Genomic DNA, 24790 nt, shown 5'->3' on the forward strand with positions numbered 1-24790 from the left:
TCCGCCGCGCGACGCGAAGGTATTACGCCAATCCGCACGCGACTTTTCTCGATCCGGAGAAAGGCTTGTTAACCGTCATGGCGGAGAAATCGGTGCGTTAGCGTGTGCGTATCCGGGAGCGAGCGGCCGTGGTTTCTCCACACCGGGATCAATCCGTCCGGGCTTGCCTAAGGGCCGGCCTCGCGGGACTCGCCGTCCTCGCCGCCGCCTCGGCCGGCGCCGCCGACCTGCCGGTCTCCTCGGGCGGTGCCGACTGGTACACCGGCGCGCAGGCCCAGGCGGTGGACGACAGCTGGGCGGTCGCGGTCGACGGCTCGACCAGCATCACCTCGAACAGCTCGGCCTTCGGCTCGGTCACGGTCACGGCGGCGCTCGGCGCGCCGCCCACTCAGAGCGGCGCGCGCGTGCGCGTCGAGGGGATTGCCGGCACCTATTCCTACCCGGGTCAGCAGGTCGCCTCGCGGGTGACCGGCTACCAGCAGGAAGGCTCGCTGATGGGTGGCTACGAGTGGATCTGGCGGGACGCAGCGCTTGCCGGCTTCATCGGCTTCAACGTGCGCAGCAACCAGCTCTCGATCCTCGATCCCGGCAACCCGGTGGTCGGCACCGGGATCGGCTTCCGGGTCGCGGGCAACTTCTACGCCAACCCGACCGACCGGACCATGGTGTCGGCCTACGGCTCCTACTCGACCAAGTTCAACGCCTACTATTCCCGCTTCCGGGTCGGCTACATGGTCGCTGACGGCGTCTATATCGGGCCAGAGGCACTATTCCTCGGCGACGATTTCTTCCGGCAATATCGTGTCGGTGCCCACCTGTCAGGCCTGAGCTTCGGCCCGGTCCAGATGTCGCTCGCCGTCGGCTACGTCCGCGACCGGATCCAGGGCACGGGCTACTACTCGAGCATCGAGGCGCGGGCGAACTTCTGAGGGCTACGACCGCCCACGTCCTGCATCGAGGCCGACGTGCCGAAACGGCGCCAGGACCAGCGCCAGGAACGGCTCGCATCCAAAATGGGACCCGCCTGGAGGGCAGAGATCCGGTCCCGAGTCTCCGGCCGCCCTTGAAGCGGTGCGGGGATGAGGGGGGTCAGCTACGCAATCTTAGGTTGCATTTCATAGAGACTGTCGTTCGCCGCGCCCGCCCCTTCTGAATTGTGGCCGGGCTGACGCCGTAGCATCTGGCAGCGGCTCTTACGCTTTCTGACGTCGCTGTATCGCGCGAGAGGGACCGCCTCCGTCGCGCGGGCGCTGCCGTGGCAAACTTGGCCCGGAGCCCGCACCCCCACAGCTTGATGGTCAACCGTACTACCACATCACGGGAACCAACACCGATGATCGCCTGCCCCACACGAGGGACGGCTCGTGTAAAACAATGGAAACCATGCGTTTCAATCGTTTCCGTTTCCACTCGAAACAGCTTCGCGCAGAGTACTTTCTCGCTGCACCGTCGGGGCACACAATGTCTTACAGAGCCGCCCCCGATCGGCCCGAATCAGGAGACATCTCGATGAGCTGGCACAGTGCCGACGACCCGATCCCGGGCGACCATTTCAGCTGTGATGCGATCAGGACCCTGATCGTGCCCCGCTCGCGCGATCTCGGCTCTTTCGCCGTGCGCCGCGCCCTTCCGTCGGCCGAGTGCCGGATGGTGGGGCCATTCATCTTCTTCGACCAGATGGGACCGTCCGAGTTCCTGCTCGGTCAGGGCATGGACGTGCGGCCTCATCCGCATATCGGGTTGTCCACCGTCACCTACCTGTTCGACGGCGAGATCATGCATCGAGACAGTCTGGGCACGCAGTTGCCGATCCGGCCGGGCGAGCTGAACTGGATGACGGCCGGGCGCGGCATCACCCACTCGGAGCGCACCGCGCCGGACCTCCGGCAGACCGGCTCGCGGCTGTTCGGCATCCAGAGTTGGGTCGCCCTCGATGCCCGGGACGAGGAGACGGCGCCGGGCTTCGAGCACTACGACGCCGCCGCGCTGCCGGTCCTCACGGGCGAGGGCAAGACTGTCCGGCTGATCGCGGGGGAAGCGTTCGGAGCGCGCTCGCCCGTGCGGACATCGAGCCCGATGGTCTACGCCGACGTGTCGTTGGCGGCTGGCGCCGTCCTGCCGCTCGACCCGACCTACGACGAGCGGGCGATCTACACGGTCTCGGGTGCCATCGACATCGCCGGCGACGGCTTCGGCCCCGGGCAACTGCTGGTCTTCCGCCCCGGCGACCGCATCACCGTGCGAGCGACGGAGGCCGCCCGCTTTATGGTGCTCGGCGGAGAACCGATGGACGGTCCGCGTCACCTTTGGTGGAACTTCGTCTCCTCGCGACCCGAGCGGATCGCGCAGGCCAAGGAGGATTGGCGCCAGGGCCGGTTCGACACCGTGCCGAACGATGCCGAGTTCATCCCGCTTCCCGAGGACCCGCCTCCCGTCCGCTATCCCTGAGTTGACGGGCACGGAGCGCTCGTTCACGCCGGCGTGAACGAGCGCTCCCGCTATGCTGCGTCCGATCGAGGGCGCTCCCACGGGCACGAGGTTGGAGGATGCCATGGCTGTCGAAGCGTCCGGTGCGGGAAGCGATCTCGTCCAAGTCGTCTCCCTGCTCGCGGCAGGCGTCGTCGCCGTCCCGGTCTTCAAGCGGCTCGGCCTCGGCTCGGTGCTGGGCTATCTCCTGGCAGGGCTCGCCATCGGGCCCTTCGGCCTAGGGCTGTTCACGGATGCTCACGCCATCCTCCACGTGGCCGAGCTCGGCGTGGTAATGTTCCTCTTCATCATCGGGCTGGAAATGGAGCCGTCGCGGCTGTGGGGCATGCGTCGCGCGATTTTCGGCCTCGGCCTCGCCCAGGTCGGCGCCTGCATCGCGGCCCTCACCCTAGTCGGGATCGCCCTGAGCTTCTCGGTCACGGTGGCCTTCGTGGCCGGCACGGGCTTCGTGCTGACGTCGACCGCGATCGTCATGCAGCTCCTCGAGGAGCGCGGCGCGCTCTCGACTGCGAAGGGCCAGCGCATCGTCGCCATCCTGCTCCTCGAGGATCTCGCCATCGTACCTCTCCTGGCCGTCGTCGCGCTTCTGGCGCCCGGCGGCGGCGAGGCGAGCGGGATGGAGCGCGGCGTGGCTGTCGCGATCGCCCTGGCCTCGGTCGCCGCGCTCGTGGCCGCGGGGCGCTGGCTGCTCAACCCGCTATTCCGCCTGCTCGCCGCCGCGAAGGCGCGCGAGGTGATGACGGCGGCAGCCCTCCTGGTCGTGCTCGGCTCGGCACTTGCCATGCAGCTGGGCGGCCTCTCCATGGCCATGGGTGCCTTCCTGGCGGGCGTCCTCCTCTCCGAATCGAGCTTCCGTCACCAACTGGAGGCTGATGTGGAGCCGTTCCGGGGCATCCTGCTCGGACTGTTCTTCCTGGGCGTCGGCATGTCGCTCGATCTGAGCGTGATCGCCGCGAATGCCGGCCTGATCGTCGCGGGGGTTGCCGCCTACATGGCCGTCAAGGGCCTGCTCATCTACGGGGTGGCCCGGGTCCTGCGCGCCTCGCACGCCGAGTCGCTGGAGCGTGCGGCTCTGATGGCCCAGGGCGGCGAGTTCGCCTTCGTGCTCTACACGGCGGCCGCGAGCGCGGGCATCATCGACGGGACCACAAATGCCGTCCTGACCGCCACTGTCATCCTGTCGATGGCGATCACGCCGCTGATGGTCATCGCCTTCGATCGCCTGGGCCCGAAGGCTTCCGCGTCCACGGACGGCATCGAGGCGCCCGAGGATCTCGTCGGTAGCGCCCTGATCGTCGGCTTCGGCCGCTTCGGACAGATTGCGAGCCAGCCGCTGATCGCGCAGGGTTGCTCCGTCTCGATCATCGATACGAATCCGAGCAACATCCGCCTCGCAGAGGGCTTCGGCTTCAAGGTCTATTACGGTGATGGTACGCGGCTGGACATCCTGCGCGCGGCCGGCGCCGCAACGGCCCGGGCGATCCTGATCTGCGTCGACGACCCTGCGATGGCCAAGCGCATCGCGGAGATCGCCAGGGCGGAGTTCCCCCTGGTGCCCGTCCTGGCCCGTGCCCGCGACCGGGAGCACGCGGTCTCGCTGATCGAGGCGGGCGTGGCGTATCAGATCCGCGAGACCGTCGAGTCAGCGCTGATCCTCGGCGAGCAGGCGCTCCTGACGGTCGGGGCCGAACCCGAGGCGGCGAGCGCGATCTTAGGGGCAGTGCGCCGCCGCGATGTCGAGCGCCTGGAGTTGGAGGTGGTTGGCGGCCTATACGCTGGCCGAGACCTCATCCAAGGCAACATGGCGGCCTCGACGCATCGAGCCGGTTAGCACTGCGAACGGACCTTGGCACTCGGCCAGGCACCGGACTTTCGCAATTGCGCCGATGCCGGCCATTCGTCCCCCATCGCCGGCATCTCCGAAGCGGACATCGACACAGGCGGGATGACAGGCCTCAGATGCGCCACGGGCCGGCTCTGAGTCGGCTCGCTGCAAACCGCTGCTCTCGATCCGTTGCAGATCCTAGGAAGGTCCGCCGCTTTCGCGGCATCTTGGGACGGCGACCTACGACCGGAATAGGCGGATCTTTGCCGGCCCGCTTTTGGCAAGTGGATTTGACGAACAGGACATTCGCTTGGGTTGCGGTGTTCGCCGGCTTCGCGCCGATGCTGGCCGTTGGGGCGGCTTGACACCGATCCGGGAGGCGGGCCCTCCCCCACGTTCGGCCATCGATGCGTCCGGTCTAGGTCCGAGCGCGACGGGGCCGATCAAGCTCAGCCTTACGGGTTCGCTCATGACGAGGCGGCCCAGTTTTGGTAAGTGTCGCGCCGAAGCGTCGCCATCCGTTCGGGGGTCGCCCGCGGAAAGGACCTTTCGTGGCCTCTGTACCGGCCGACAAGACCCAGCATGCCTTCCTCATCGGCGGCGGCGCGACCGGCCTGCTCATAGGGGCGCGGAATTGGTCCGGGACCTCACTCGGCCCCATCGAGGGTTGGCCGATGACCCTGAAGACGGCGATCAGCATCATGCTCACGTCGCCGAGTCCGGCGTCGGTTCTTTGGGGGCCTGAGCGCGTTCAATTCTACAACGACGCGTACATCGCGGTTGCGGCGTGTCGACACCCAGCCGCGCTTGGCCGATCGGCGGCCCGGACTTGGCGCGAGGCTTACGATACATTCCTCAGCCCCATCCTCGACCGTGTGTTCGAAGGCGAGACGGTCTCGATCGACGAGCATGCGGTGCTGCTGCAGACGCCGTCAGGGCTTGTCGAGCAGCGCTTCTTCACGGGCAGCTTCCAGCCCCTGCGCGATGAGACCGGGACGGTCGAAGGTGTGTTTCATCCGCTCTCCGAGGTGACCGGCACCAAGGCGGCCGACGATCAGCGCCGCGCCGAACGGGCGCTGGTCGAGGGTGAAATCCGCTACCGGCAAATCGTCGAGGACGCCGAAGACTATGCGATCGTGGGCCTCGATGATCGCGTGGGCATCACCACGTGGAACACGGGCGCGGAGGGTCTCACGGGCTTTGCCGGGAGCGATGCCGTCGGGCGGTCCGAAGTTATCCTGCTCACCCCTGAAGACCGGGCTGTGGGCGGGGCCAGCGACGCGTTGAACCGGGCGATGAACCGCGCTCGTGCGCTGAACGAACGCGGGCACATGCGCAAGGACGGCAGCCGGTTCCGGGCCTCAGGGCTCACGATGCGGCTCGATGCCGAGGGCGGCCGCGATCTCGGCATGTTTCGCGACAGGACTTCCGAGCACGAGGCCGAGGCGGCGCTGGCCGCCGAAGTCGCGGCGCTCGGGCGGTTGCAAGAGGTCAGCACGCTCCTGGTCAGCGACGATGCTCCGCAGGCGGTCTACGACGCGATCCTCACCGCCGCCGCCGATTTGATGAGGTCCGACTGCGCAAGCATCCAGATGCTGGATGCGGCAGGTGACCTCAAGCTCTTGGCGCATCGCGGCTATGACCCGCGCTCGGCAGCCTTTTGGCAGACGGTCGACGCGAGTTCCAAGAGCACGTGCGGCATCGCCCTGACGACGGGCGAGCGCGTGATCGTACCCAACGTGCAGGAGTGCGGACTCCCCCAGGACAGCGGCGATCTTCAGTCCTACCGCTGGACGGGCATGCGCGCGGTCCAGACGACGCCGCTGTTGTCCCGCTCGGGCAAGCTCATCGGCATGATCTCGACGCACTGGAAGCACCCGCACACGCCTCCGGAGCGCGACCTCAGGCTCTTCGACGTGCTCGCCCGCCAAGCGGCCGACGCGATCGAACGGACAACGGCCCAGGCTAAGCTGCGCGAGAGCGAGGCGAGGCAGTCGTTCCTGCTCTCGCTCTCAGACGCGATGCGTTCACTCAGAACGCCGGCAGAGATCGCCTCGGCGGCGGCCGAGCGTCTCGGCGAACGCTTCGGCCTGAGCCGGGTGTTCTACGCTGAGTTCTTTGGCAGCCTGATGAGGGTGGAGCGCGATTACACGAGGGGCGTCGGCTCACTCGTCGGTGAGCACGATCTGACGGCGTTCGGACCGGACCTGCTGCGCGCCTACCATGAGCGCCCCATCGTCAAAGTCGACGACGTCCGCACGGATGCGCGATTCAGTGAAGACGCGCGATCGGGCCTCCTGGGCAGGCAGGTCGGCGCCTACCTCGATGTTGTGCTGTTCGAGAACGAACGGTGGGTAAGCATGCTCGCCCTGCAAAGCGCACGGCCACGGAGTTGGACATCTTCGGAAGAAGGCCTGTTCCAGGAGATCGGCGAGCGCGTCAAGACAGCCATTGAACGTGCGCGCGTCGAAGACCAGCTTCGCGAATTGAACGACACGCTTGAGCGGCGTGTCGCTGAGGCGATTGCCGAGCGCAACATGCTCGCGAAGCTCGTCGAGATGACTGACGTCATGATCATGGCGATCGATCTTGAATACAACATCCTCGCCATCAATGCCGCCAATGCCGACGCGTTCGAGCGTATCTACGCTGTGCGTCCCAAGGCAGGCGACAACCTGTTGGAGCTGCTCGCTGATCAACCGGAGCATCAGACGCAGGTGCGGAACAGGTGGGCTCAAGGCATCCGCGGCGAGCCGGTGACCTTCGTTGAAGAGTATAGCAACCTGAATCGTGATCGCTTCTACTACGAAGTGAACGTCCGACCTCTCCGCGACGAAAGCGGCAATCAGGTAGGGTTCTATCAATTCGCAAACGACGTGACGGAGCGACTAAGTCGGGAGGCTCAACTCGCCGAGGCGCAGGACGCGCTGCGCCAGTCGCAGAAGATGGAAGCGATGGGGCAGCTGACTGGTGGGGTCGCGCATGACTTCAACAATCTGCTGACACCGATCGTCGGCTCCCTCGACCTGCTGCAACGAAGGCAGCTCGGCGGTGCGCGCGAGCAACGCCTCATAGCGGGCGCGATGCAATCGGCCGAGCGAGCAAAGACGCTGGTCCAGCGACTGCTTGCGTTTGCGCGCCGTCAGCCACTTCAGCCGGTGCCCGTCGACCTCGCGAAACTGGTCGCAGGCATGGGCGAACTGGTCGCAAGCACCACTGGCCCGCAGATCAAAGTCGTGGTCGAAACTCCGGACGATCTGCCACCGGCGAACGCCGACCCGAACCAGCTCGAGATGGCGCTTCTGAACCTTGCCGTAAATGCGCGGGATGCGATGGGGGAACGTGGTGGCACGCTCCGCATCTCGACTCGGCTGGAAGACATAAGCGCGAATCAACCTACCAAGCTACGAGCCGGTCGATACCTTTGCATGTCTGTCTCCGACACGGGCGCTGGCATGGATGAGGCGACGATCGCGCGCGCCATCGAGCCGTTCTTCTCGACCAAAGGCATCGGCAAGGGGACGGGCCTCGGGCTTTCGATGGTGCATGGGCTTGCGTCTCAGCTCGGCGGCGCGCTCGCGATCCAGAGCCGGCCCGGGCTCGGCACGACTGTCGAGCTGTGGCTTCCTCAAAGCACAGGGAGGCAAGAGGCGGTCAGGCCGGCGGCAGGGACGTCCCAGATGCCCGCGACGCGTGGAACGGCCCTCCTTGTCGATGACGAGGAACTCGTGCGGATGAGCACCGCAGATATGCTGAGCGACCTTGGCTATGCGGTGGTCGAAGCCATGTCCGCCGAGGAGGCGCTTCACCTCATCAGCGAAGGCGAGCACTTCGACCTTCTTGTGACCGACCACCTCATGCCGGGCATCAGCGGAACCGAGTTGGCCCGTGAAATACGGGCAATCAAACCTAGCATGCCCGTGCTGCTGGTGTCTGGCTACGCCGAGCGCGCGGGAGTGGACCCGAACCTAGCGCGCTTGACCAAGCCGTTCCGCAAGGACGAGCTAGCGTCGAGTCTCGCCATGCTCATGGCTGGACATTGATCGGCGAAACGTCGTGGAGGCCGTCACCTCGCCTTCGCCACGCCCGCCCGCGCACTCAGCTGCCAAGCCAGCTGCCCAGCTCGGACCAACGATTTTGCCCCCGGATCAAGGGCGCGGCAAAGGTCCGCTTTCGGCCAAACCTGGCCGTTCGGAGCTAACTCAGTTGCCTGCAGGTAGACATTTCGCGGGACCGCGAGCGGTTGAAACCGGCTCATCAGGGCGCCTAATCCCTGCGCCCGGAGCACACTCTGTGACCGACATGCACCAGCTGTCGATCTTACCCTTCCCGATCTTGCGCCGATCTCTGCACAACTCGCGCCCGTCTCGACGTCCGATTTTCCACGGAGCGTTCCGCCAGGGCGCAAGCTCGCTTGCGCCGGGGCAAGAACCGCCCGGTCGGTTCGTGAGACAAGTGATGCAGATCGGATTGTACTGGGCTGCCAGCCTGCTCTCGATCACCCTATTGCTGGCCGGCGATGCCGGTGCGCGAGAGGAGCGCGCCTTCCTGCTCGTGGGTCTCGACGGCAAGACATTCTTCCGGTCCGAAGGCTCGGTGAACGGCCCGAACGGCCAAGACGGGCTCGCCGTCGTCGACATCTCGGATCCGGCGCGCCCGCGCCTCGCTCATGTGCTGGGCCTCGACACCTCCGTCTACGGGCCGCCGACCAACCTGCAGATCACGCCCGACGGGCGTCTCGGCCTCGTCACCAGCCCAGTCACGATGCGGCAGGAGGGGGCGAACTGGTGGGCACAGGCGGATGACCGCCTGCACGTCGTCGATCTGGCGGCCGAGCCCCCTGCCCTGATCGAGACGATCCGCGTCGGCCGCCAGCCCTCCGGCCTCGCGATCGCCAGGACCGGCGACATCGCGCTGGTAGCCAACCGGGAGAGCCGCAGCGTGTCGGTCCTGGCGATCCGAGACCGGAACGTGCGTGTCGTGGCCGAGGTGGATGTCGGGGCGGAGGCCGCCGCCGTCGCCCTCGCGCCCGATGGGCAGCGGGCCTACATTGCCAAGAACAAGGCCGGCACGGTCGGCGTGTTGACCCTCGTGGACGGACAGTGGCGTCACGATCCCGCGCTCGACATGCCGGTCGGACCCGGCACCTACGGCCTGGAGGTGACGCCGGACGGCGCCTTCGCGCTCGCCGGCAATACCGGTCCGGCGCCGAGCGACGGCCATGCCGACACGGTCGCGCTGATCCGGGCCGGGACCGCGCATCCGGCGGTCCTCGACCACCTCGAAGTCGGCGATACCGCGGAGACTTTGGCGATCAGCCCGGACGGCCGCAGGGCGGCTGTCGCCGTCGTGAAGGGCTCGGCCGCACCTCAGGCGAGCCACGCCTACACGCCGGCAAGCGCGGCCGTGCTGGTGGCGATCCTTCCGGAGGGACGGTTGCGCTATCTCGGCGAGGCACCGGCCGGTGCCGTGGTCCAGGGCATCGCCTTCGATCCGAGTGGGGCCTACGTCTACATCGGCAATTACACCGACCGTAGCCTCGGCGTGTACCGGATCGAGGGCGACGCGATCCGGGACACGGGCGTCCGCCTCGCTCTGCCGGGTCAGCCGGCCTCACTGCGCGGCAGGCCCTGAGGCCACGAGCCGCCATGGAGCAACACCCCGGCGATCAACCGGGCGCGCGTTCCAGCAACTTGGAGACCTGTGCGACCCCGTCGCGCAGGGGCGAGAGCGTACCGTCCGGCCCGAGCGACAGCACGGCAGCGTGCATGGCGAGGACGGGGACGAAGACCAGCGCCATCATGAACGCGATGACGAGGACGCTGCGATCGGTTCCCGCACGTGCGGCACGGCGGGTAGATACGTTCGAGAAGGTCATGGCTCACCTCGTTGCGACCAGCCGCCTTTCGGCCGGTCGGGAGGGAGCCGATCCGGGGATCAGGCGCCGAACGCGCGACGGGCCGCAGGCGGCTTGGTCGATCGACTACTGTCGTCGGGCATGGGGTTCCGGATTCCTGTGAGACCGCGCGGCCGGCCTTGAGGACGGTGACGCGGGCCATCAGCGGATGATACGCGCGCGCCGGTTCGTCAAGCGTAAATGTGCGAGTGCCCCAATCGTTGCAGGCGGCCTCCGCGGCGATCGCATGACCGCCGGAACGACGGTGTCAGGCCGGCGTGGAACCGGGCTCGAGATCCCGGGCCCGCCACATGTAGCGCGCCAGGATCGAGCGGTACGGGGCGAAGGCCGCAGCGACGGCGACGTCGTCGTCCCGGCCGCTGAGCCGTCGCAGGGTGCCGACCGCGGCAACGTCTCCGCGCGGCCAGATGTCGGGATCGCGGAAGTGGAAGATGCCGATCATGTCGGCGGTCCAAGGTCCGACACCCCGAATTCGGCAGAGCACCGCCGACCGTTCCGCCTGGGGCAGCCGCGTCAGGTTCGCGTCGAGAAGGCCGGCCGCCTCCGCGTCGCGGATCGCCAAGAGGGCGCGGACCTTGTTGCCGGACACGCCGCACCCGCGCAGAGCAGCCTCCTCCTCCGGCGCGAACAGATCGCGCGGCACGAGGCCCCGCTCGGCCGCCAAGCTCTCGATCCGCCCCCAGATGGCCAGCGCCGCGCGGGTCGAGAGCTGCTGGTTGATGACCTCGACGAACAGGCGGTCTGCCACGCGGGCATGCGTCGGCCCAGGGATCGCGATCGGCCCGATCTGAGCAAAGGTCGCCTGCAAGGGCTCGGAGACCATCGAGGCCGCGTGGCACAGGAAGGTGAAGACGTCGGGATCGAGGCTCATCGAGGGACGCGAGGGACCAAGGCTTCGAGCAGGGTTCCGAGCTCCAACGCGAGAGGCGCTCGGTCGTCCGCGCGAAGACCTGCGTTGGAGCCGGCCTGACAGGCATCAGGCGAAGCAGATGACGGCGTCACAAATTGATTTTGCGACGCACAAAAATTCGATTTGATCGTTCGCGCAAGCGCTTCTACGTCCATACGGCTGAAGCATGACTGGACTGAAACGCGTCGGGTCGATCGCCCTCGGGAGCCTGCACGATAACCGCGAAGCCTTGGCGCCAACGCACTATGGTGCACTGCAAAATTCACAGATCTCGGTGCAGGAGGCTCGTGCTTCAATCGCTCCATCGATCGCCCCTGCGGCGATCCAATCGGAGCCGATCCATGCGCATGATCCATCTGGCCGTACTGGCCGCGACCGCTGCTGCCACCCTCGCGACCCCTGTGGTTGCGGACGACATCCTCCATGTGACGCCGCCGCTCTACCGGGAGCAGGCTCGCACGCGTCCCGTGCGTCCGGCGACGGAGCTGGCCACCACCCCGCATCCGGTCTCGGCAGCGCCCGGCAGCACCCGGATCGTGGCAGCGGCCGTTCGCTGAGGGCCGACCCCGTGGGGTGCCAGGCCGGGCAAGCCGCGCCCGGCGCACCGCCGGCCACGTCTCGACAGCCCGAGCCTCACACGCGCTCGGGCGGTCGTCGAAGAACCTCGGCGACCTCCTCGCGCGACTTGCCGCGCACGGCGTAGCCCATCGCCTCGAAGCGCTCGATCAGCGGCGCGCTCTCCTCCGTCGAGCAGGCCGCCCATTCCGCCAGCAGCGCGTTCACCACCTCCAGCCGCTCGGCCGGATCGTCCGACGCGTCCGCTCCCGTTTCCGTCGCCATGGCCGATCGTCCCTGCACGGCATCCGCAAAGCAAGTGCGCCGGCTGGGTCGAGGTTCCAAGCTTTGGGATACGGCCCCGGGCTACTGCCCCGGGCTACTCTGCCGCGAGTTGGCTGCGGGGCTCACGTCTCCGGCTGATGGCGTGCGAGATCTTGGAGCGGCGCGCGCTGTAATCGGCGGAGACCAGCGGGTAATCCACCGGCAGCCCCCACTTGGCCCGGTAGGCCTCCGGCGTCAGCCCGCGGGTGGTGAGGTGACGCCGCAGCGCCTTGTACGTCCGCCCATCCTCGAAGCTGACCAGACCGTCCGGCCGAATCGAAGCCCTGATCTCGGCGGGGCTCGGCTTGCTGACCTTCGCCTCGGGGGGACGGGATAGGCCGGCGAGGGCCCGATCCACATCGCGCAGCAGGCCGTCGATTGCGGAGGCCGCGACCGCATTGCCGCTGACATAGGCGGTGACGATTCGAGAGACGAGTTCGATACGTGTTGTCTGCTCTGGCATGACGTTCAGTCCGAGAGAACGCATCGAACACGGCCCGCCGGGCTGCAGATGAGCAGGTCGAAACGGATCGACCTCCGCTGATCTTCAGCGACGAACACGCGATACCCGCGATTGAAGCCACCCCCGCCCCCCTCGAAGCAGGATGGGGGAGACTATATTCTAACAGAAGTTGTATGTAAATTCTGATCTTGGTGCCCTGGTCATCCCGTGTTACGCGGAGTCACTCGGTGTCACTCGGCGGACCCACTTTAACGGCTCCGCCGGAGCCGCAGGATCGCAGGGACCATTCAGAGATCCCGGCCACAGATCGCCGCCGCGGATCCTTGATCTCGCCCCAATGGACGACGACAGAGGCGCCGCCGTAGCCGGGCATAGCGCTTGCGTAACCCATTCGCGCGGGCGCGGCCGTCGTGCCGTACCCCGATCAGGAGTGCCCCGTGCGTGCGCGGCGTCTTCGGGGCCGTCCGGGATCGGGATCGCGGTGAATGATCAGAAGTGGCTTTGCGCGGCGCTGACCCGCGACTGAGCAGTCAGGGACGCGGCCCGGGCGGTCCGAGGCACGATTGGGGTTCATCCATGAGCACAACGTCGGCGCCCGCCGCAGAGCCGCCGGTCCAGCCGCCGGTCCAGCCGCCGGTCCAGCCGCAGGCCCAACCCCAGCCGCCTCAGCCCCGTCCGGATTCCGGCCTGAGCGCGCTCACGCTCGTCTCCTCGTTCCATCAGGTGCCCTGCGACAGCGCCCAGCTCGCGCACGAGCTGGGGGTCGGCGAGCGGCCCTCGTCGGCCATCGACATCGTGCGCGGCGCCAAGCTGCTCGGGCTGAAGGCGCGCATCCTGAAGAACCAGAAGCCGAGTCGGCTGGAGAGCATCCCTCTCCCGGCGATCCTCCAGACCAAGGATGGTCGCTTCGTCCTGATCGGTCGCCGGTACGAGGACGGCACCTACCGGATCATCGACGCGGCGACCCGCCAGGTCGAGCAGCCGAAAGGCGCCGACTTCGCGGCCGAGACCTGGGACGGTACGATCGTCCTGGTGGCGCGCCGCGCCCGCATGACCGATACGCCGTCCGAATTCGGGCTCTCCTGGTTCCGGCCGTCGCTCTGGCGCTACCGCAAGCCGCTGATGAGCGTGATCGTCGCCTCGCTGTTCGTTCAGCTCTGCGCGCTGATCACGCCGCTCTTCATGCAGATCACCATCGACAAGGTGCTGGTCCACAAGGGCTACTCAACCCTGGTGCTCGTCGTCGTCGGGCTGATCCTGATCGGCTTCTTCAACGTCGCGATCCAGTACCTGCGGACCTACATCCTCGTGCACACGACGAGCCGCATCGACGTCGAACTCGGCACGAAGCTGTTCGACCACATGCTGCGGCTGCCGCTCGCCTATTTCGAGACGCGCGCGGCCGGCCAGACGGTGGCTCGCGTGCGCGAGCTTGAGGCGGTGCGCAACTTCCTCACCGGCCAGGGCCTGAGTTCGGTGCTCGACCTCGTCTTCACGGGCGTCTTCTTCGTCATCATGTTCATGTACTCGGCGACGCTGGCGCTGATCGTGCTGGCCTCGATCCCGTGCTACATCCTGGTCGCCGCGCTGCTCCGCCCGCTCCTGCGCGACAAGACGAAGGAGCGCTTCAACCGCGGCGCCGAGAGCCAGCAGTTCCTGGTCGAGTCGGTGGTCGGCATACAGACCATCAAGGCGATGGCGGTCGAGCCGACGCTGCGCACCCACTGGGAGGAGCGGCTGGCGGCTTACGTCCGCTCCTCGTTCGAGGGCGTGATGCTGGCCAATCTCGGCCAGAACGCGATCCAGTACATCAACAAGGTCGCCTCGGCCCTGGTGCTGTTCTTCGGCGCGCAGGCCGTGATCGCGGGCGAGCTCAGCGTCGGCTCGCTCATCGCCTTCAACATGCTGATGGGCCAGGTCACCGCACCGATCCTGCGCCTGTCGCAGCTCTGGCAGGACTTCCAGCAGGTAAAGGTCTCGGTCGAGCGCCTCGGCGACGTGATGAACGCGCCCGTCGAGAGCCGCGCCATGGCCCAGGCCTCGCTGCCGCCGGCCCGCGGCAGCATCCAGCTGCGCAACATCGTGTTCCGCTACCAGCCTGGCGGCAATGAGGTGCTGAGGAACGTCTCGCTCGACATTCCGGCCGGGCAGGTCGTGGGCATCGTCGGCCCGTCCGGCTCGGGCAAGTCGACGCTCACCAAGCTGATGCAGCGCCTGTACCAACCCGAGAAGGGACAGGTGCTCGTCGACGGCATCGACATCGCGCAGGTCGATCCGACCTGGCTACGTCGCCAGATCGGCGTGGTGCTGCAGGAGAACTTGCTTTTCAACCGCACGGTCCACGAGAACATCGCGCTGGCCAACCCCGCCATGTCGCGGGCTCAGGTGGTAGGGGTCGCCCGGCTCGCGGGCGCCGACGAATTCATCAACCGCCTGCCGCTCGGCTACGATACCCTTATCGAGGAGCGCGGCGGCAACCTCTCAGGCGGCCAGCGCCAGCGCCTCGCGATCGCCCGGGCGCTCGCCATCAATCCGCGCATCCTGATCTTCGATGAGGCCACCTCCGCCCTCGACTACGAGAGCGAGCGCATCATCCAGGAGAACATGCGCCACATTGTCCGCAACCGGACGGTCATCATTATCGCCCACCGTCTGGCCGCGGTCCGCGACGCCGACCGCATCATCGCGCTGAAGGACGGCATGCTGGTCGAGGACGGTTCTCACGCCGAGTTGGTGGCAAGGCCGAACAGCCTCTACGGCCGCCTGTGGCGCCTGCAATCGGGGGAGACCATCGCGGCATGAACGACCTCGTCCTCAGTCGCGCCAACGCCATCGGCAAGGCTGTGACGGTGCGGGCCGGCCCGGTCACCGGGCGGATTCGCACCTACATCTCGGGGTCCTCGCTGCTCTCGGGGCGCACGGACGATACCGAGTTCCTGCCCGCCCATCTCGAGATCCTTGAGACGCCGCCCTCGCCCCAGCGGGTGGCCGCGCTCTGGCTGCTCTGCGGCGCGCTCGCGGCGGCCCTCGTCTGGAGCTGCTTCGCCAAGCTCGACATCTTCGCGATCGCCACCGGACGCGTGCAGGTGGCGGGCCGCTCGAAGGTGATCCAGCCGCTCGATCCCGGCGCCGTCAAGGCGATCCGCGTCGAGAACGGCACGCAGGTGCGGGCAGGCGATATCCTGCTCGAACTCGATCCCACCGTCGCCAACGCAGACAAGCAGGCCTCGTCCTGGGACATCTGGTCGCTGCGCGCCGAGATCCCGCGCCGGCAGGCCGAGATCAAGGCTCTCGAGAGTGGCGCCACCGTGCCGCCGAAGATCGATTTCCCGGAGGAGATCGGCGCCGAGATCCGGCTGCGGGAGGAGAGCGTGCTCGTCGCCGAGCTCGCCCAGTACATATCGGCCAAGGCGAGCCTCGAGGGTCAGGTCGGCGAGAACGACGCGCTCAAGTCCCGGCTCGCCGGCAGCGTCGCGGCCCGCACGCGCCTGATCGACGTCCTGAAGGAACGTCTCGGCATGAAGCAGGAGCTGGTGGTGCGCGCCGCCGGCACCCGCGCCGCCCTGCTCGAGTCGCAGCAGGCGCTGGAAAGCGAGCTGACGAACCTCGCCTACGACAAGGGCCAGATGATGCAGGCCGAGGCCGCCGGCATCTCGCTCGTGAAGAAGCTGGAGCAGCTCCAGAAGCAGTCGGTGGCCGAGCAGGCCCAGAAGCTGACCGACGCGCAGCGCAAGCTCGACCGGTTCAAGGAGGATCTCGCCAAGGCGAGCTTCCGCGTCGATCGCATGACACTGCGGGCCCCGATCAGCGGCACCGTGCAGCAGCTCGCCGTGACGACGATCGGCCAGGTCGTCACCACCGGCCAGCCGCTGATGGTGATCGTGCCGAGCGAGGGCAACATCGAGATCGAAGCCCTGGTCCAGAACACGGATATCGGCTTCGTCGAGATCGGCCAGGAGGCGACGATCAAGGTCAACGCCTTCCCGTTCACCCGCTACGGCACCCTCGACGGCCGCGTGGTGCGGGTCTCGCGCGACGCGGTCGACGCCAAGGACGCGTCCCAGACCTCGGATGCGGCGACGGCCTCGCGTGCGCAGAACAGCTCGATCTTCTCAGCGACGCCGGCCGGCCAGAACCTCGTCTTTCCGGTCGTGATCGCGCTCAGCAAGACGACGCTCCTCGTCGACGGCAAGAACCTGCCGCTCACCCCCGGCATGACCGCGACCGTCGAGGTCCAGACCGGCTCGCGCCGGGTGATCGATTACCTGTTCGCACCGATCCGCGAGACGACATCGACCGCGGGCCACGAGCGCTGAGCGCCTTCTGATCATCGAGCGCTGAGCGCCTCCTGATCATTCTGTCCGGGCGCGACGCCGCGTCCGGCGGCGGGCCCATCGAAGCCGCGGCGACCGTTGGCAGCCGGACGCCGGAGCGTGCATCTGTCCGGGCCTCTGGCACGGCGCCGCCCGATCCTCACAGACCGCTGACGCGATGCGGATCGTCCCTCAGGCCGGGTATTCCGCCTGAGCCGCCTCCGGGATGCGAATCGATCGCAGGCTGAAGCCCGGATGGCCTGCTTCGGCGACATCGAGGGCTTCTAAAACCGGCTGCGCCGCCACTCGGCGTTCAGCTACCGCTCGCCCGTCGTCTATGAGCAGGACGCTGACCCAGAGACCTCAACAATGAACCTGATCAGCAGGTGGACATCGTTGGACTGTCGGACAGCACCGCCTTTGCGACATATCGGGCGCGGACCGGACCGCGGAGGCTGCGGCCGGAAACCCGGAACGGTGTGATGTCCGAGTCGATGCCGCGCTCGATATCTCCATCCCGATCACCCGCGCGCCGATCTACGCCGCGCCCGGCTGAAGCGCCCGCTCGAAGTAGCGGATCGTGCGCGCGAGCCCCTCGCGCAGCGGGATCGTCGGTGCCCAACCGAGGAGTTCCTGCGCCAGCGCGATGTCGGGCCGGCGCTGACGCGGATCGTCGGGCGGCAGCGGCCGGTGCTCGATCGCCGAGGCCGCGCCCGTCAGCTCCCTCACCAGATCCGCCAGCTCCCGAATCGTGAACTCGCCCGGATTACCCAAATTGATCGGGCCGGTCACCGCGTGAGGCGTCTCCATCATCTGGATCAGCCCTTCTACGAGGTCGTCCACGTAGCAGAACGAGCGCGTCTGCGCCCCGTCGCCGTAGAGGGTGATCGGCTCGCCCCGCAGCGCCTGCACGATCAGGTTCGAGACCACGCGCCCGTCGTCGGCACGCATGCGCGGCCCGTAGGTGTTGAAGATGCGCACCACCTTCACGGACAGGTCGTGCTGGCGCCGGTAGTCGAAGAACAGCGTCTCGGCGCAGCGCTTGCCCTCGTCGTAGCAGGAGCGGAAGCCGATCGGATTGACGCGGCCCCAGTACGATTCCGGCTGCGGGTGGACGTCCGGATCGCCGTAGACCTCCGAAGTCGAGGCCTGCAGGATCTTCGCCTTCAGGCGCTTGGCGAGCCCCAGCATATTGATCGCGCCCATCACGCTCGTCTTCGTCGTCTGGACGGGATCGGCCTGATAGTGGACCGGGGAGGCCGGGCAGGCGAGGTTGTAGATCTCGTCCACCTCTACGTAGAGCGGGAAGGTCACGTCGTGGCGCATCAGCTCGAAGCGCGGATGCACGAGGAGATGCGCGACGTTCGCCCGTGCACCGGTGAAGAAGTTGTCGACGCAGAGTACCTCGTGGCCATGATCGAGCAGCCGTTCGCACAAATGCGAGCCCACGAAGCCCGCTCCGCCGGTGACGAGAACGCGTCTGGCTGTCATGCGCACGGGCTGGCCTCTGGGGCTCGGAAATGGGCGCTCACGCGCGGGGTACCGTCGAGCAGCGCCTGATCGAGGATGATGGCGGCGACCGCCCGGTCTCGTGCGGCAATCGCCGCCGCCTCCGGCGCGGGTGAGTCAGGGCCGCACCTCGGCGAGCTTCCCGAGATGGGCCGAGGCGGGCACGACGTGGATCCATCGCACGAGGCGGTCGTGGTACCATTGCCGAAGCCCCGGCGGCGAATCGAGCTCGACTGTCCCCGTCCGCCGGAGCGGCGGCACGGGCCCGCGCTCATCGGGCGCCGAGATCCCGCGCCGTCGCGTCGAGCGTGTCGGCCATGTAGTCCAGCATCGGCTCGGTGATACCGGGCCAGACGCCGATCCAGAAGCTGTCGCGCATGATCTTGTCCGTGCGCTCCAGCGTCCCGTGGACGCGGTGGTGCACGTCGCGGAAGGCGGGCTGGCGGGTCAGGTTCCCGGCAAACAGCAGCCGGGTCCCCACGCGCAGCTGCTCCAGCCGGGCCACCAGCGCGTTGCGGTCGAGGCTCACCCCGCCCCGGACGGTCAAGAGGTAGCCGAACCAGCTCGGCTCCGAGCCCGGCGTGGCCACCGGCAGGTGGAAGATCCGGTCGAGGCCGCGCTCGCGCAGGCGCCGGTCGAGGCCGGCGAAGTTCTCGCGGCGCCGCGCCACGAAATGATCGAGCTTGGTCAGCTGGCTCACCCCGAGAGCGGCCTGCATGTCGCTGACCTTCAGGTTGTAGCCGAGGTGGGAGTACGTGTATTTGTGGTCGTAGCCGCGAGGCAGGTCGCCGAGCTTCCAGCCGAAGCGGTTGCCGCAGGTGTTGTCGGTCCCGGGCTTGCAGTAGCAGTCCCGGCCCCAGTCGCGGAAGGATTCCGCGATCTTGGCGAGCGGGCCCTTGTCCATCAGAACGGCCCCGCCCTCGCCGGTGGTGATGTGGTGGGCCGGGTAGAAGCTCAGGGTAGCGACGTCGCCGAAGGTGCCGACCCCCTGGCCGCCGATGGTCGCACCGAAGGCGTCGCAGCAATCCTCCACCAGCCAGAGCCCGTGGCGCCGGCAGATCTCGGCCACCCGCACCACGTCGAACGGGTTGCCGAGCGAGTGGGCGATCATCACGGCCCGGGTCTTCGGCGTCACCGCCGCCTCCAAGAGGTCGACGTCGACGTTGTGGGTCTCGACGTCGACATCCACGAAGACGGGCACGCAGCCGTGCTGCACGATCGGCGCGACGGTGGTCGGGAAACCCGCCGCCACGGTGATCACCTCGTCGCCCGGACGCAGGCGGCGCTCGCCGTGCTTCGGGGAGGTCAGGGCCGCGAAGGCGAGCAGGTTGGCGGCCGACCCCGAGACGGTCAGCCGCGCGTGTCGCCGCCCGAAGGCGGCGGCGAGCTCGCGCTCGAACCGGTCGGCGTAGCGCCCGGCGGTCAGCCACATGTCCAGGGAGGCGTCGATCAGGTGGGCGCAATCCTCCGCGTCCATCACCTTGCCGGATGGCGGGATGTAGGTCTCGCCGGGCACGAAGGCGGGCGTCGCCCGGGCCTCGTAATGGCGCCGGGCGAGGCTCAGGATCTCGGCGCGCAGGGCATCGGTCATGGGTGGCGAAAGGCTCTCGTCGGGTCGCTGGTCTCCGGAACCCATACAAGCCGGTCGGCATGGTGCCGGGCTTGTGCCGGCAGGGGCCTACGCCCCGCGGAACGGCTCCGCGAACACGGCATGATCGGGCTTTCGCGCGTACAGCCTGGAGGCCGCGTCGAACCGGTCGTGGAAGGGCTGCGTCTGCGGGACCATCAGGATGTCGGTGTAACGATGCGGGCGCTGCGCCACGTCCATGATGAAGGCGTGATAATTCTCGATCTTCTCGACCCGGGCGGGCTTCGGAGCATAGAACAGATCGTACAGGGAGTGCGTATAGGCCATGTCCTCGAGGAACTTCCACGGATTGATATCGACGTACTGTCTCTGACCGGGGTTGAACTCGATAATGATCGTGCAATTCGCCAATAGGTCGAAGTTCCTCCGGACGATCAGGGCATCGAGGCCTTCCACGTCGATCTTGATGATCTTGTGCGCCTCCCGCTCATGGCGGGCCAGGATCTGCTCCAGCGTGTAGGTGTTGATCACGTAGGCGTCCACGGGGCGGCCGAAGCTGTCCATGGTCGAGAGGCCGGACGAGTCCGAGTGGCCGCGCACTTGGTTGAACAGCAGCGGACCGCCCTCGAGACTGATCCCGGCCGGCACGAAATCGACGCTGTCCGACACGCCGTTCAGCTGCGTGTTGAAGGGGACCAGCGACCCGGCGAAGGACGGGTCGTAGCAATGCGCGCGGTAATCGAGGCCCGCGAGCTTCGCGTAGCGCCCGAGCCGGATCGCGACGTCGCCGGCCCACGAACCGATATCGAACAGATCGACGGCGCCGCAATCCTGCGCGACGAGCCCGAGGTAGTTGTGCAAGACCTTCCCGGCGTCATCGACCAAGCCATCGGTCCTTACTTGCGGCAGACCGTGCACCCCGATGTTGTAATTCTTGTTACTATTATGCATGAAGTTCGAGTACAGATTGTCGTTGGTCGGCACATACAGAACGATGTCATCGAGAATGACCAGGTCCACACCCGAACCGTACGCTGCCGACCTGAGGAGCCCCACCTCCACGCGCAGCTGCTGGGCCTCCTCCTGAAGCATCCGTACCTTGGCATCCAACTGCCGAAGGAGCTCGCTCTGGTCCATCATCGTAGCCTCTCGGTCTCGCAGCCGCCCAGCTCGTCCGCGGTCCACGCCTTTCCGGAGGGCGGCAGGTCGGACCTACCGGGCCGGGAACACGAGCGGTGCGGACCGCGCGATGGCTTCGGCCCATTCGGGATATCGCTGCTCACGGCACCGGCAACCGGGTACGGCCCTTCGGACCAAGCATGGTATAGGGCCGGCAGCGTTGCGCGAGGCTGACGCGAACACCTGGCAGACGATCCGAACGGGCAATCGGAATCTTCCACCGGCGCGGATTTGAGGGGATACTCCTCGGACAAGCGCTTCGAAGGCGTCCCGGCCACTTGCCGGGCACCGGCCCGCGAAGCGGAGGCGCGTATGATCATGGGATCGTCTCGATCACGAGAAGATTCGCCATCCGCCTCCGATAGCTTCACGTTTTCGCAGATGATCTTGGAGACCGACCGTTGACGGCACCGTACTTCCCGTTCCAGGAACTGACGCAAGCTCAAAAGCTCCAAGCCCTGGCCCGCGCACAGCAGCAGGTCGATGGTCAGGACTTCGCGGGGGCCGTCGAGACGCTTCAGGGCATCAATTGGTCGAACCCCCTCGACAATCAGATCCATCAGCCGCTCGGCATGGCATACGATATCTATTGCCAGCACCTATCGATGAGCGACGCGCTGGACGACCATGAGGATGTCCTTCGCGCGGCTCTCGCCGCTCCGATCGTCAGCCACAGGACAGTCGAGATTGCCAGGAATTTCTTCTCGCGGAAAACCGGCATTTCGTTCCAAGAGCACATCGTCCACCCCAGGATGTTCATCGGAACGTATACATACGGCTCGCCCAATGTCAGAAGCTGGGGCGCTCCGGCCTGCATCTTCATCGACAAGTTCTCTTCGATTGCCAATGACGTCTTCATGCTCACGGATGGCAACCACAGCATGGACACCGTCACGACCTATCCGTTCTTCAATCCGCCCTGGCCCAACTCTCCGGTCCCGGCAGCGCACGCGACGTCGTTGCCCAGTTCCAAGGGCGACATCGTCATCGGCCCGGATGTCTGGATCGGATACGGGGCGACGATCATGTCCGGGGTGAATCTGGGCGTCGGGTCGGTCGTCGCGGCGAAGTCCGTCGTGACCAAGAGCGTCGCGCCCTACAGCGTCGTCGCGGGAAACCCGGCCCGCGTCGTGAAGTCCAGATTCTCAGCGGAAACAATCGCCGCTCTCGTTGAGACCAAGTGGTGGACATGGTCCGATGCCACGGTGAACGCCCACCTTCCGCTGATCATGTCGAAGGATATCGACGGGTTCATCGAGGCTGCGCGGCAGGTCAACGAGGCCGAGGCGAGTCGGTCCTGAGAGAACGATGCTTCAGGAGGCGAATCGTCTCCGCCAGGGCGTGGTCGAGACTCTCAGTGGTCGACAACACGAGGCCGAGCCTCTGCAACCGATCGACCGAGAGGGTGAAAGGCGGCTCGGCGGCTCCGACATCCGGCGTCGGGCCGTGCACGACGATGGGTCGTCCGAGTTCCTTCTCGGCCGCACGCGCCACTCGGACCGCGATGTCATCGACCCGGCTGGTCCTGCCGCTTGCCAGATTGACGATACCGTCTCGAAGGGCCTGCGACGGCGCATCGATGATCCGCTCCACGGCCTGGCACACATCCGAGAGCGCGATGAAATCGCGCCATTGCCCCGGTGTTCGAAGCACGACCTCGCCCGTCCGGACCGCCTGGCGGGCAAGGTCGTTGGCGAGCAATGTCCAGCGGTCTACGTCGATCCAGGCGGGTGCTCCGATCGCGTTCGAGAGCCTGATCACCACGCCTTCGATGCGACCCGCATCGCTCGCCGCCAGCGTGAAGGCTTCGCCCACCTGATGCGTGATGGCGTAGGGATGGACAGGCCGGACGCGGTCCGTCTCGGACAGAAGACCGCGCAGCGGGGTGCCGTAGACGTGGATCGTCGACAGGAAGACGAAGCGTTCGACACCGGCCGCGACCGCGGCTTCGACGAGCCGCCTCGTGCCGGCCCCCGTCTCGGCGAGCGCGGCATCGGGCTCGCTGGCGCTGCGGCCCTCGTTGGCCGCGGCGAGGTGGATGACCGTTCCGACCCCTGAGAGGGCCGCGATCGCCGCGGCGGGATCGCCGAGCGGATCCAGCTTCGTCAGCGGCACGCCGGCAGGCCAGCCGTCCGGGGCCGGGCGATCGGATCGGCTGGTTCCGTGGACGGCGCGCCCGCGCCCGGCAAGATACTGGACGAGCCTGCCGCCGAGATAGCCCCGCGCGCCCGTGACGAGAACCGTGGCAGGTCGAACGATCGCGCTCATCGGTGCTCCCAGCCTGTGCCGCGACCCCGGACCCGTCGCATCCGCGACAGGTCCGACCTTTGGCAGAGACGCGCGCTCTCCAATACCCGGATCAGAACGGCGTCGCGAAGTCCTTCAACCCGGGATGGCGGCGGTCGCGCTCCGACAGGATCGGGCTCTCGACGCCCCAGTCGAATCCGAACCCGTCCCAGCGGATGCCGAGATCCGCCTCGGGTGCGTGAACGGAGGTCACCATGTAGAGCAGTGTCGCGTGGTCCGACCGGACCGCGAAGCCGTGCGCGCAGCCCTCGGGCACGTAGACGCCGTCCCGCGCCGCGCCATCGAGATCCAGGGCGACGGCGCGGCCGTATCGCTCGCCCGGCCGCAGGTCGAGCACGACATCGGTCACCCGCCCCTCCAGGCACCAGACGAGCTTGGCATGCTGGTGGGGCGGCGCCTGGAAATGCATCCCGCGCACGACCCCGGCCTGGGACGTCGAGCAGTAGATTTCGGCGAAGTCGCTGCGAAGACCGGCTGCCGCGAGGGCCGGTGCGTGAGCGAGCTTCCGGAAGCCGCCGCGCGCGTCGCGGCTTCCCGGAGCGCGCAGGAAGGCGACCTGGGGTAGGGCTGTCGGGTGGATCTCGAACATCGGGGTTTCTCCGGCGCCCTCCTCAGGGGTTCCGCGCAGGCGCTCTCACCACGTCTTCCACGGCGCCCGTCCCGACGCCCAGAGCGCCTCGAGGTTCGTCTTGTCCCGCAGCGTGTCCATCGCCTGCCAGAAGCCGTCGTGGACGAAGGCCTGCAGCTCGCCCGCGAGCGCCAGGCGCTCCAGGGGCGCGCGCTCCCAGACCGTCTCGTCGCCCTCCACCGCGTCGATGACCGAGGGCGCGAGCAGGAAGAAGCCGCCGTTGATCCAACCACCCTCGTTGGCGGGCTTCTCCTCGAAGGCGGTGACCTGCGCGCCGTCGAGCGCGAGGTAGCCGAAGCGCTTGTCGGGCCGCACCGCCGTCACCGTGGCGCGCCGCCCGTGCGCGCGGTGGAAGGCGATCTGGGCGGTGAAGTCGACGTCGCTGACGCCGTCGCCGTAGGTGAGCGCGAACAGCTCCTCGCCCTCCAGGTGATGCCGAACCCGCTTGAGGCGCCCGCCCGTCATGCTGTGCTCGCCGGTATCGACCAGCGTCACGGTCCAGGGCTCGGCGGTCTTGCGGTGGATCTCCATCCGGTTCTCGGCGATGTGGATCGTCACGTCGCTCATGTGGAGGAAGTAGTTCGCGAAGTACTCCTTGATGACGTAGCCCTTGTAGCCGAGGCAGATCACGAAGTCGTTGATGCCGTGCCGGCTGTAGCCCTTCATGATGTGCCAGAGGATCGGCCGTCCGCCGATCTCGACCATCGGCTTGGGCCGCGTGGCGGTCTCCTCGGACAGGCGCGTGCCGAGGCCGCCGGCCAGGATGACGGCCTTCATCGCCGGGC

At 67.3% G+C, this 24790-nt stretch carries 19 protein-coding genes; 9 read left to right on the forward strand and 10 right to left on the reverse strand.

What is annotated here, in order from left to right:
* Positions 1-227 precede the first annotated feature (227 nt).
* The 5 genes from bcsS (at position 228) to DK427_RS00530 (ending at position 9946) form a co-directional block, all read left to right on the forward strand.
* Positions 228-929, forward strand: a complete 702-nt coding sequence (bcsS, locus tag DK427_RS00510) for a cellulose biosynthesis protein BcsS (RefSeq protein ID WP_245931125.1) — start codon at positions 228-230, stop codon at positions 927-929.
* A gap of 580 nt (positions 930-1509) precedes the next feature.
* Positions 1510-2448, forward strand: coding sequence for a pirin family protein (locus DK427_RS00515; RefSeq protein WP_109949554.1), 939 nt, complete (start codon positions 1510-1512; stop codon positions 2446-2448).
* A 103-nt stretch (positions 2449-2551) separates the two neighbouring features.
* Complete coding sequence (locus tag DK427_RS00520; RefSeq protein ID WP_109953903.1) at positions 2552-4318, forward strand: monovalent cation:proton antiporter-2 (CPA2) family protein; 1767 nt, start codon at positions 2552-2554, stop codon at positions 4316-4318.
* Positions 4319-4986: 668 nt separating this feature from the next.
* Complete coding sequence (locus DK427_RS00525) at positions 4987-8355, forward strand: PAS domain-containing protein (protein ID WP_425452518.1); 3369 nt, start codon at positions 4987-4989, stop codon at positions 8353-8355.
* 415 nt (positions 8356-8770) lie between these two features.
* Positions 8771-9946, forward strand: a complete 1176-nt coding sequence (locus DK427_RS00530) for a YncE family protein (protein ID WP_204165242.1) — start codon at positions 8771-8773, stop codon at positions 9944-9946.
* A 34-nt stretch (positions 9947-9980) separates the two neighbouring features.
* Here DK427_RS00530 and DK427_RS00535 read toward each other — a convergent pair whose 3' ends face one another.
* Both DK427_RS00535 and DK427_RS00540 read right to left on the reverse strand, forming a co-directional pair.
* Positions 9981-10190 (reverse strand): hypothetical protein, encoded by a 210-nt coding sequence (locus tag DK427_RS00535; RefSeq protein WP_109949556.1) that lies wholly within the window; start codon positions 10188-10190, stop codon positions 9981-9983.
* 286 nt (positions 10191-10476) lie between these two features.
* Positions 10477-11100 (reverse strand): DNA-3-methyladenine glycosylase family protein, encoded by a 624-nt coding sequence (locus DK427_RS00540; RefSeq protein ID WP_109949557.1) that lies wholly within the window; start codon positions 11098-11100, stop codon positions 10477-10479.
* A 380-nt stretch (positions 11101-11480) separates the two neighbouring features.
* On the opposite strand from DK427_RS00540, the gene DK427_RS00545 reads away from it, so the two are divergent.
* Entirely contained in the window at positions 11481-11696 is a 216-nt protein-coding gene (locus DK427_RS00545; RefSeq protein ID WP_109949558.1) for a hypothetical protein, read from the forward strand.
* Positions 11697-11772: 76 nt separating this feature from the next.
* Here DK427_RS00545 and DK427_RS00550 read toward each other — a convergent pair whose 3' ends face one another.
* Both DK427_RS00550 and DK427_RS00555 read right to left on the reverse strand, forming a co-directional pair.
* Positions 11773-11979 carry a hypothetical protein gene (locus DK427_RS00550; RefSeq protein WP_109949559.1) on the reverse strand — a complete coding sequence of 69 codons (207 nt, stop codon included), beginning with the start codon at positions 11977-11979 and terminating at the stop codon, positions 11773-11775.
* Between the two features lie 94 nt (positions 11980-12073).
* A complete protein-coding gene (locus tag DK427_RS00555) occupies positions 12074-12481 on the reverse strand; it encodes a Ros/MucR family transcriptional regulator (RefSeq protein WP_109949560.1) in 408 nt (135 codons plus the stop codon).
* A 576-nt stretch (positions 12482-13057) separates the two neighbouring features.
* Between DK427_RS00555 and DK427_RS00560 the strand changes: the two genes are divergently transcribed.
* On the forward strand, positions 13058-15283 hold the full coding sequence (locus DK427_RS00560) for a type I secretion system permease/ATPase (protein ID WP_109949561.1): 2226 nt from the start codon (positions 13058-13060) through the stop codon (positions 15281-15283).
* Positions 15280-16797 carry an HlyD family type I secretion periplasmic adaptor subunit gene (locus tag DK427_RS00565; RefSeq protein WP_109949562.1) on the forward strand — a complete coding sequence of 506 codons (1518 nt, stop codon included), beginning with the start codon at positions 15280-15282 and terminating at the stop codon, positions 16795-16797. Before DK427_RS00560 ends, DK427_RS00565 begins: the two co-directional genes overlap by 4 nt.
* Before the next feature lie 534 nt (positions 16798-17331).
* Here DK427_RS00565 and DK427_RS00570 read toward each other — a convergent pair.
* From DK427_RS00570 to DK427_RS00580, 3 genes are all read right to left on the reverse strand, one after another.
* Positions 17332-18285, reverse strand: a complete 954-nt coding sequence (locus DK427_RS00570) for a UDP-glucuronic acid decarboxylase family protein (protein WP_109949563.1) — start codon at positions 18283-18285, stop codon at positions 17332-17334.
* A 289-nt stretch (positions 18286-18574) separates the two neighbouring features.
* Complete coding sequence (gene rfbH / locus DK427_RS00575) at positions 18575-19894, reverse strand: lipopolysaccharide biosynthesis protein RfbH (protein ID WP_109949564.1); 1320 nt, start codon at positions 19892-19894, stop codon at positions 18575-18577.
* An 87-nt stretch (positions 19895-19981) separates the two neighbouring features.
* On the reverse strand, positions 19982-21031 hold the full coding sequence (locus DK427_RS00580; protein ID WP_109949565.1) for an FkbM family methyltransferase: 1050 nt from the start codon (positions 21029-21031) through the stop codon (positions 19982-19984).
* A 440-nt stretch (positions 21032-21471) separates the two neighbouring features.
* Between DK427_RS00580 and DK427_RS00585 the strand changes: the two genes are divergently transcribed.
* Entirely contained in the window at positions 21472-22371 is a 900-nt protein-coding gene (locus DK427_RS00585; protein WP_109949566.1) for a CatB-related O-acetyltransferase, read from the forward strand.
* Here the strand turns inward: DK427_RS00585 and DK427_RS00590 are convergent.
* The 3 genes from DK427_RS00590 to rfbF form a co-directional block, all read right to left on the reverse strand.
* A complete protein-coding gene (locus tag DK427_RS00590) occupies positions 22343-23338 on the reverse strand; it encodes an NAD-dependent epimerase/dehydratase family protein (protein ID WP_109949567.1) in 996 nt (331 codons plus the stop codon). The two genes, DK427_RS00585 and DK427_RS00590, sit on opposite strands and share 29 nt — an antisense overlap.
* A 91-nt stretch (positions 23339-23429) precedes the next feature.
* Positions 23430-23966 (reverse strand): dTDP-4-dehydrorhamnose 3,5-epimerase family protein, encoded by a 537-nt coding sequence (locus tag DK427_RS00595; RefSeq protein ID WP_109949568.1) that lies wholly within the window; start codon positions 23964-23966, stop codon positions 23430-23432.
* 45 nt (positions 23967-24011) lie between these two features.
* A complete protein-coding gene (gene rfbF, locus DK427_RS00600; RefSeq protein ID WP_109949569.1) occupies positions 24012-24782 on the reverse strand; it encodes a glucose-1-phosphate cytidylyltransferase in 771 nt (256 codons plus the stop codon).
* Positions 24783-24790 lie beyond the last annotated feature (8 nt).

Origin of the sequence: Methylobacterium radiodurans (assembly GCF_003173735.1) — a bacterium.
Lineage (GTDB): Bacteria > Pseudomonadota > Alphaproteobacteria > Rhizobiales > Beijerinckiaceae > Methylobacterium > Methylobacterium radiodurans.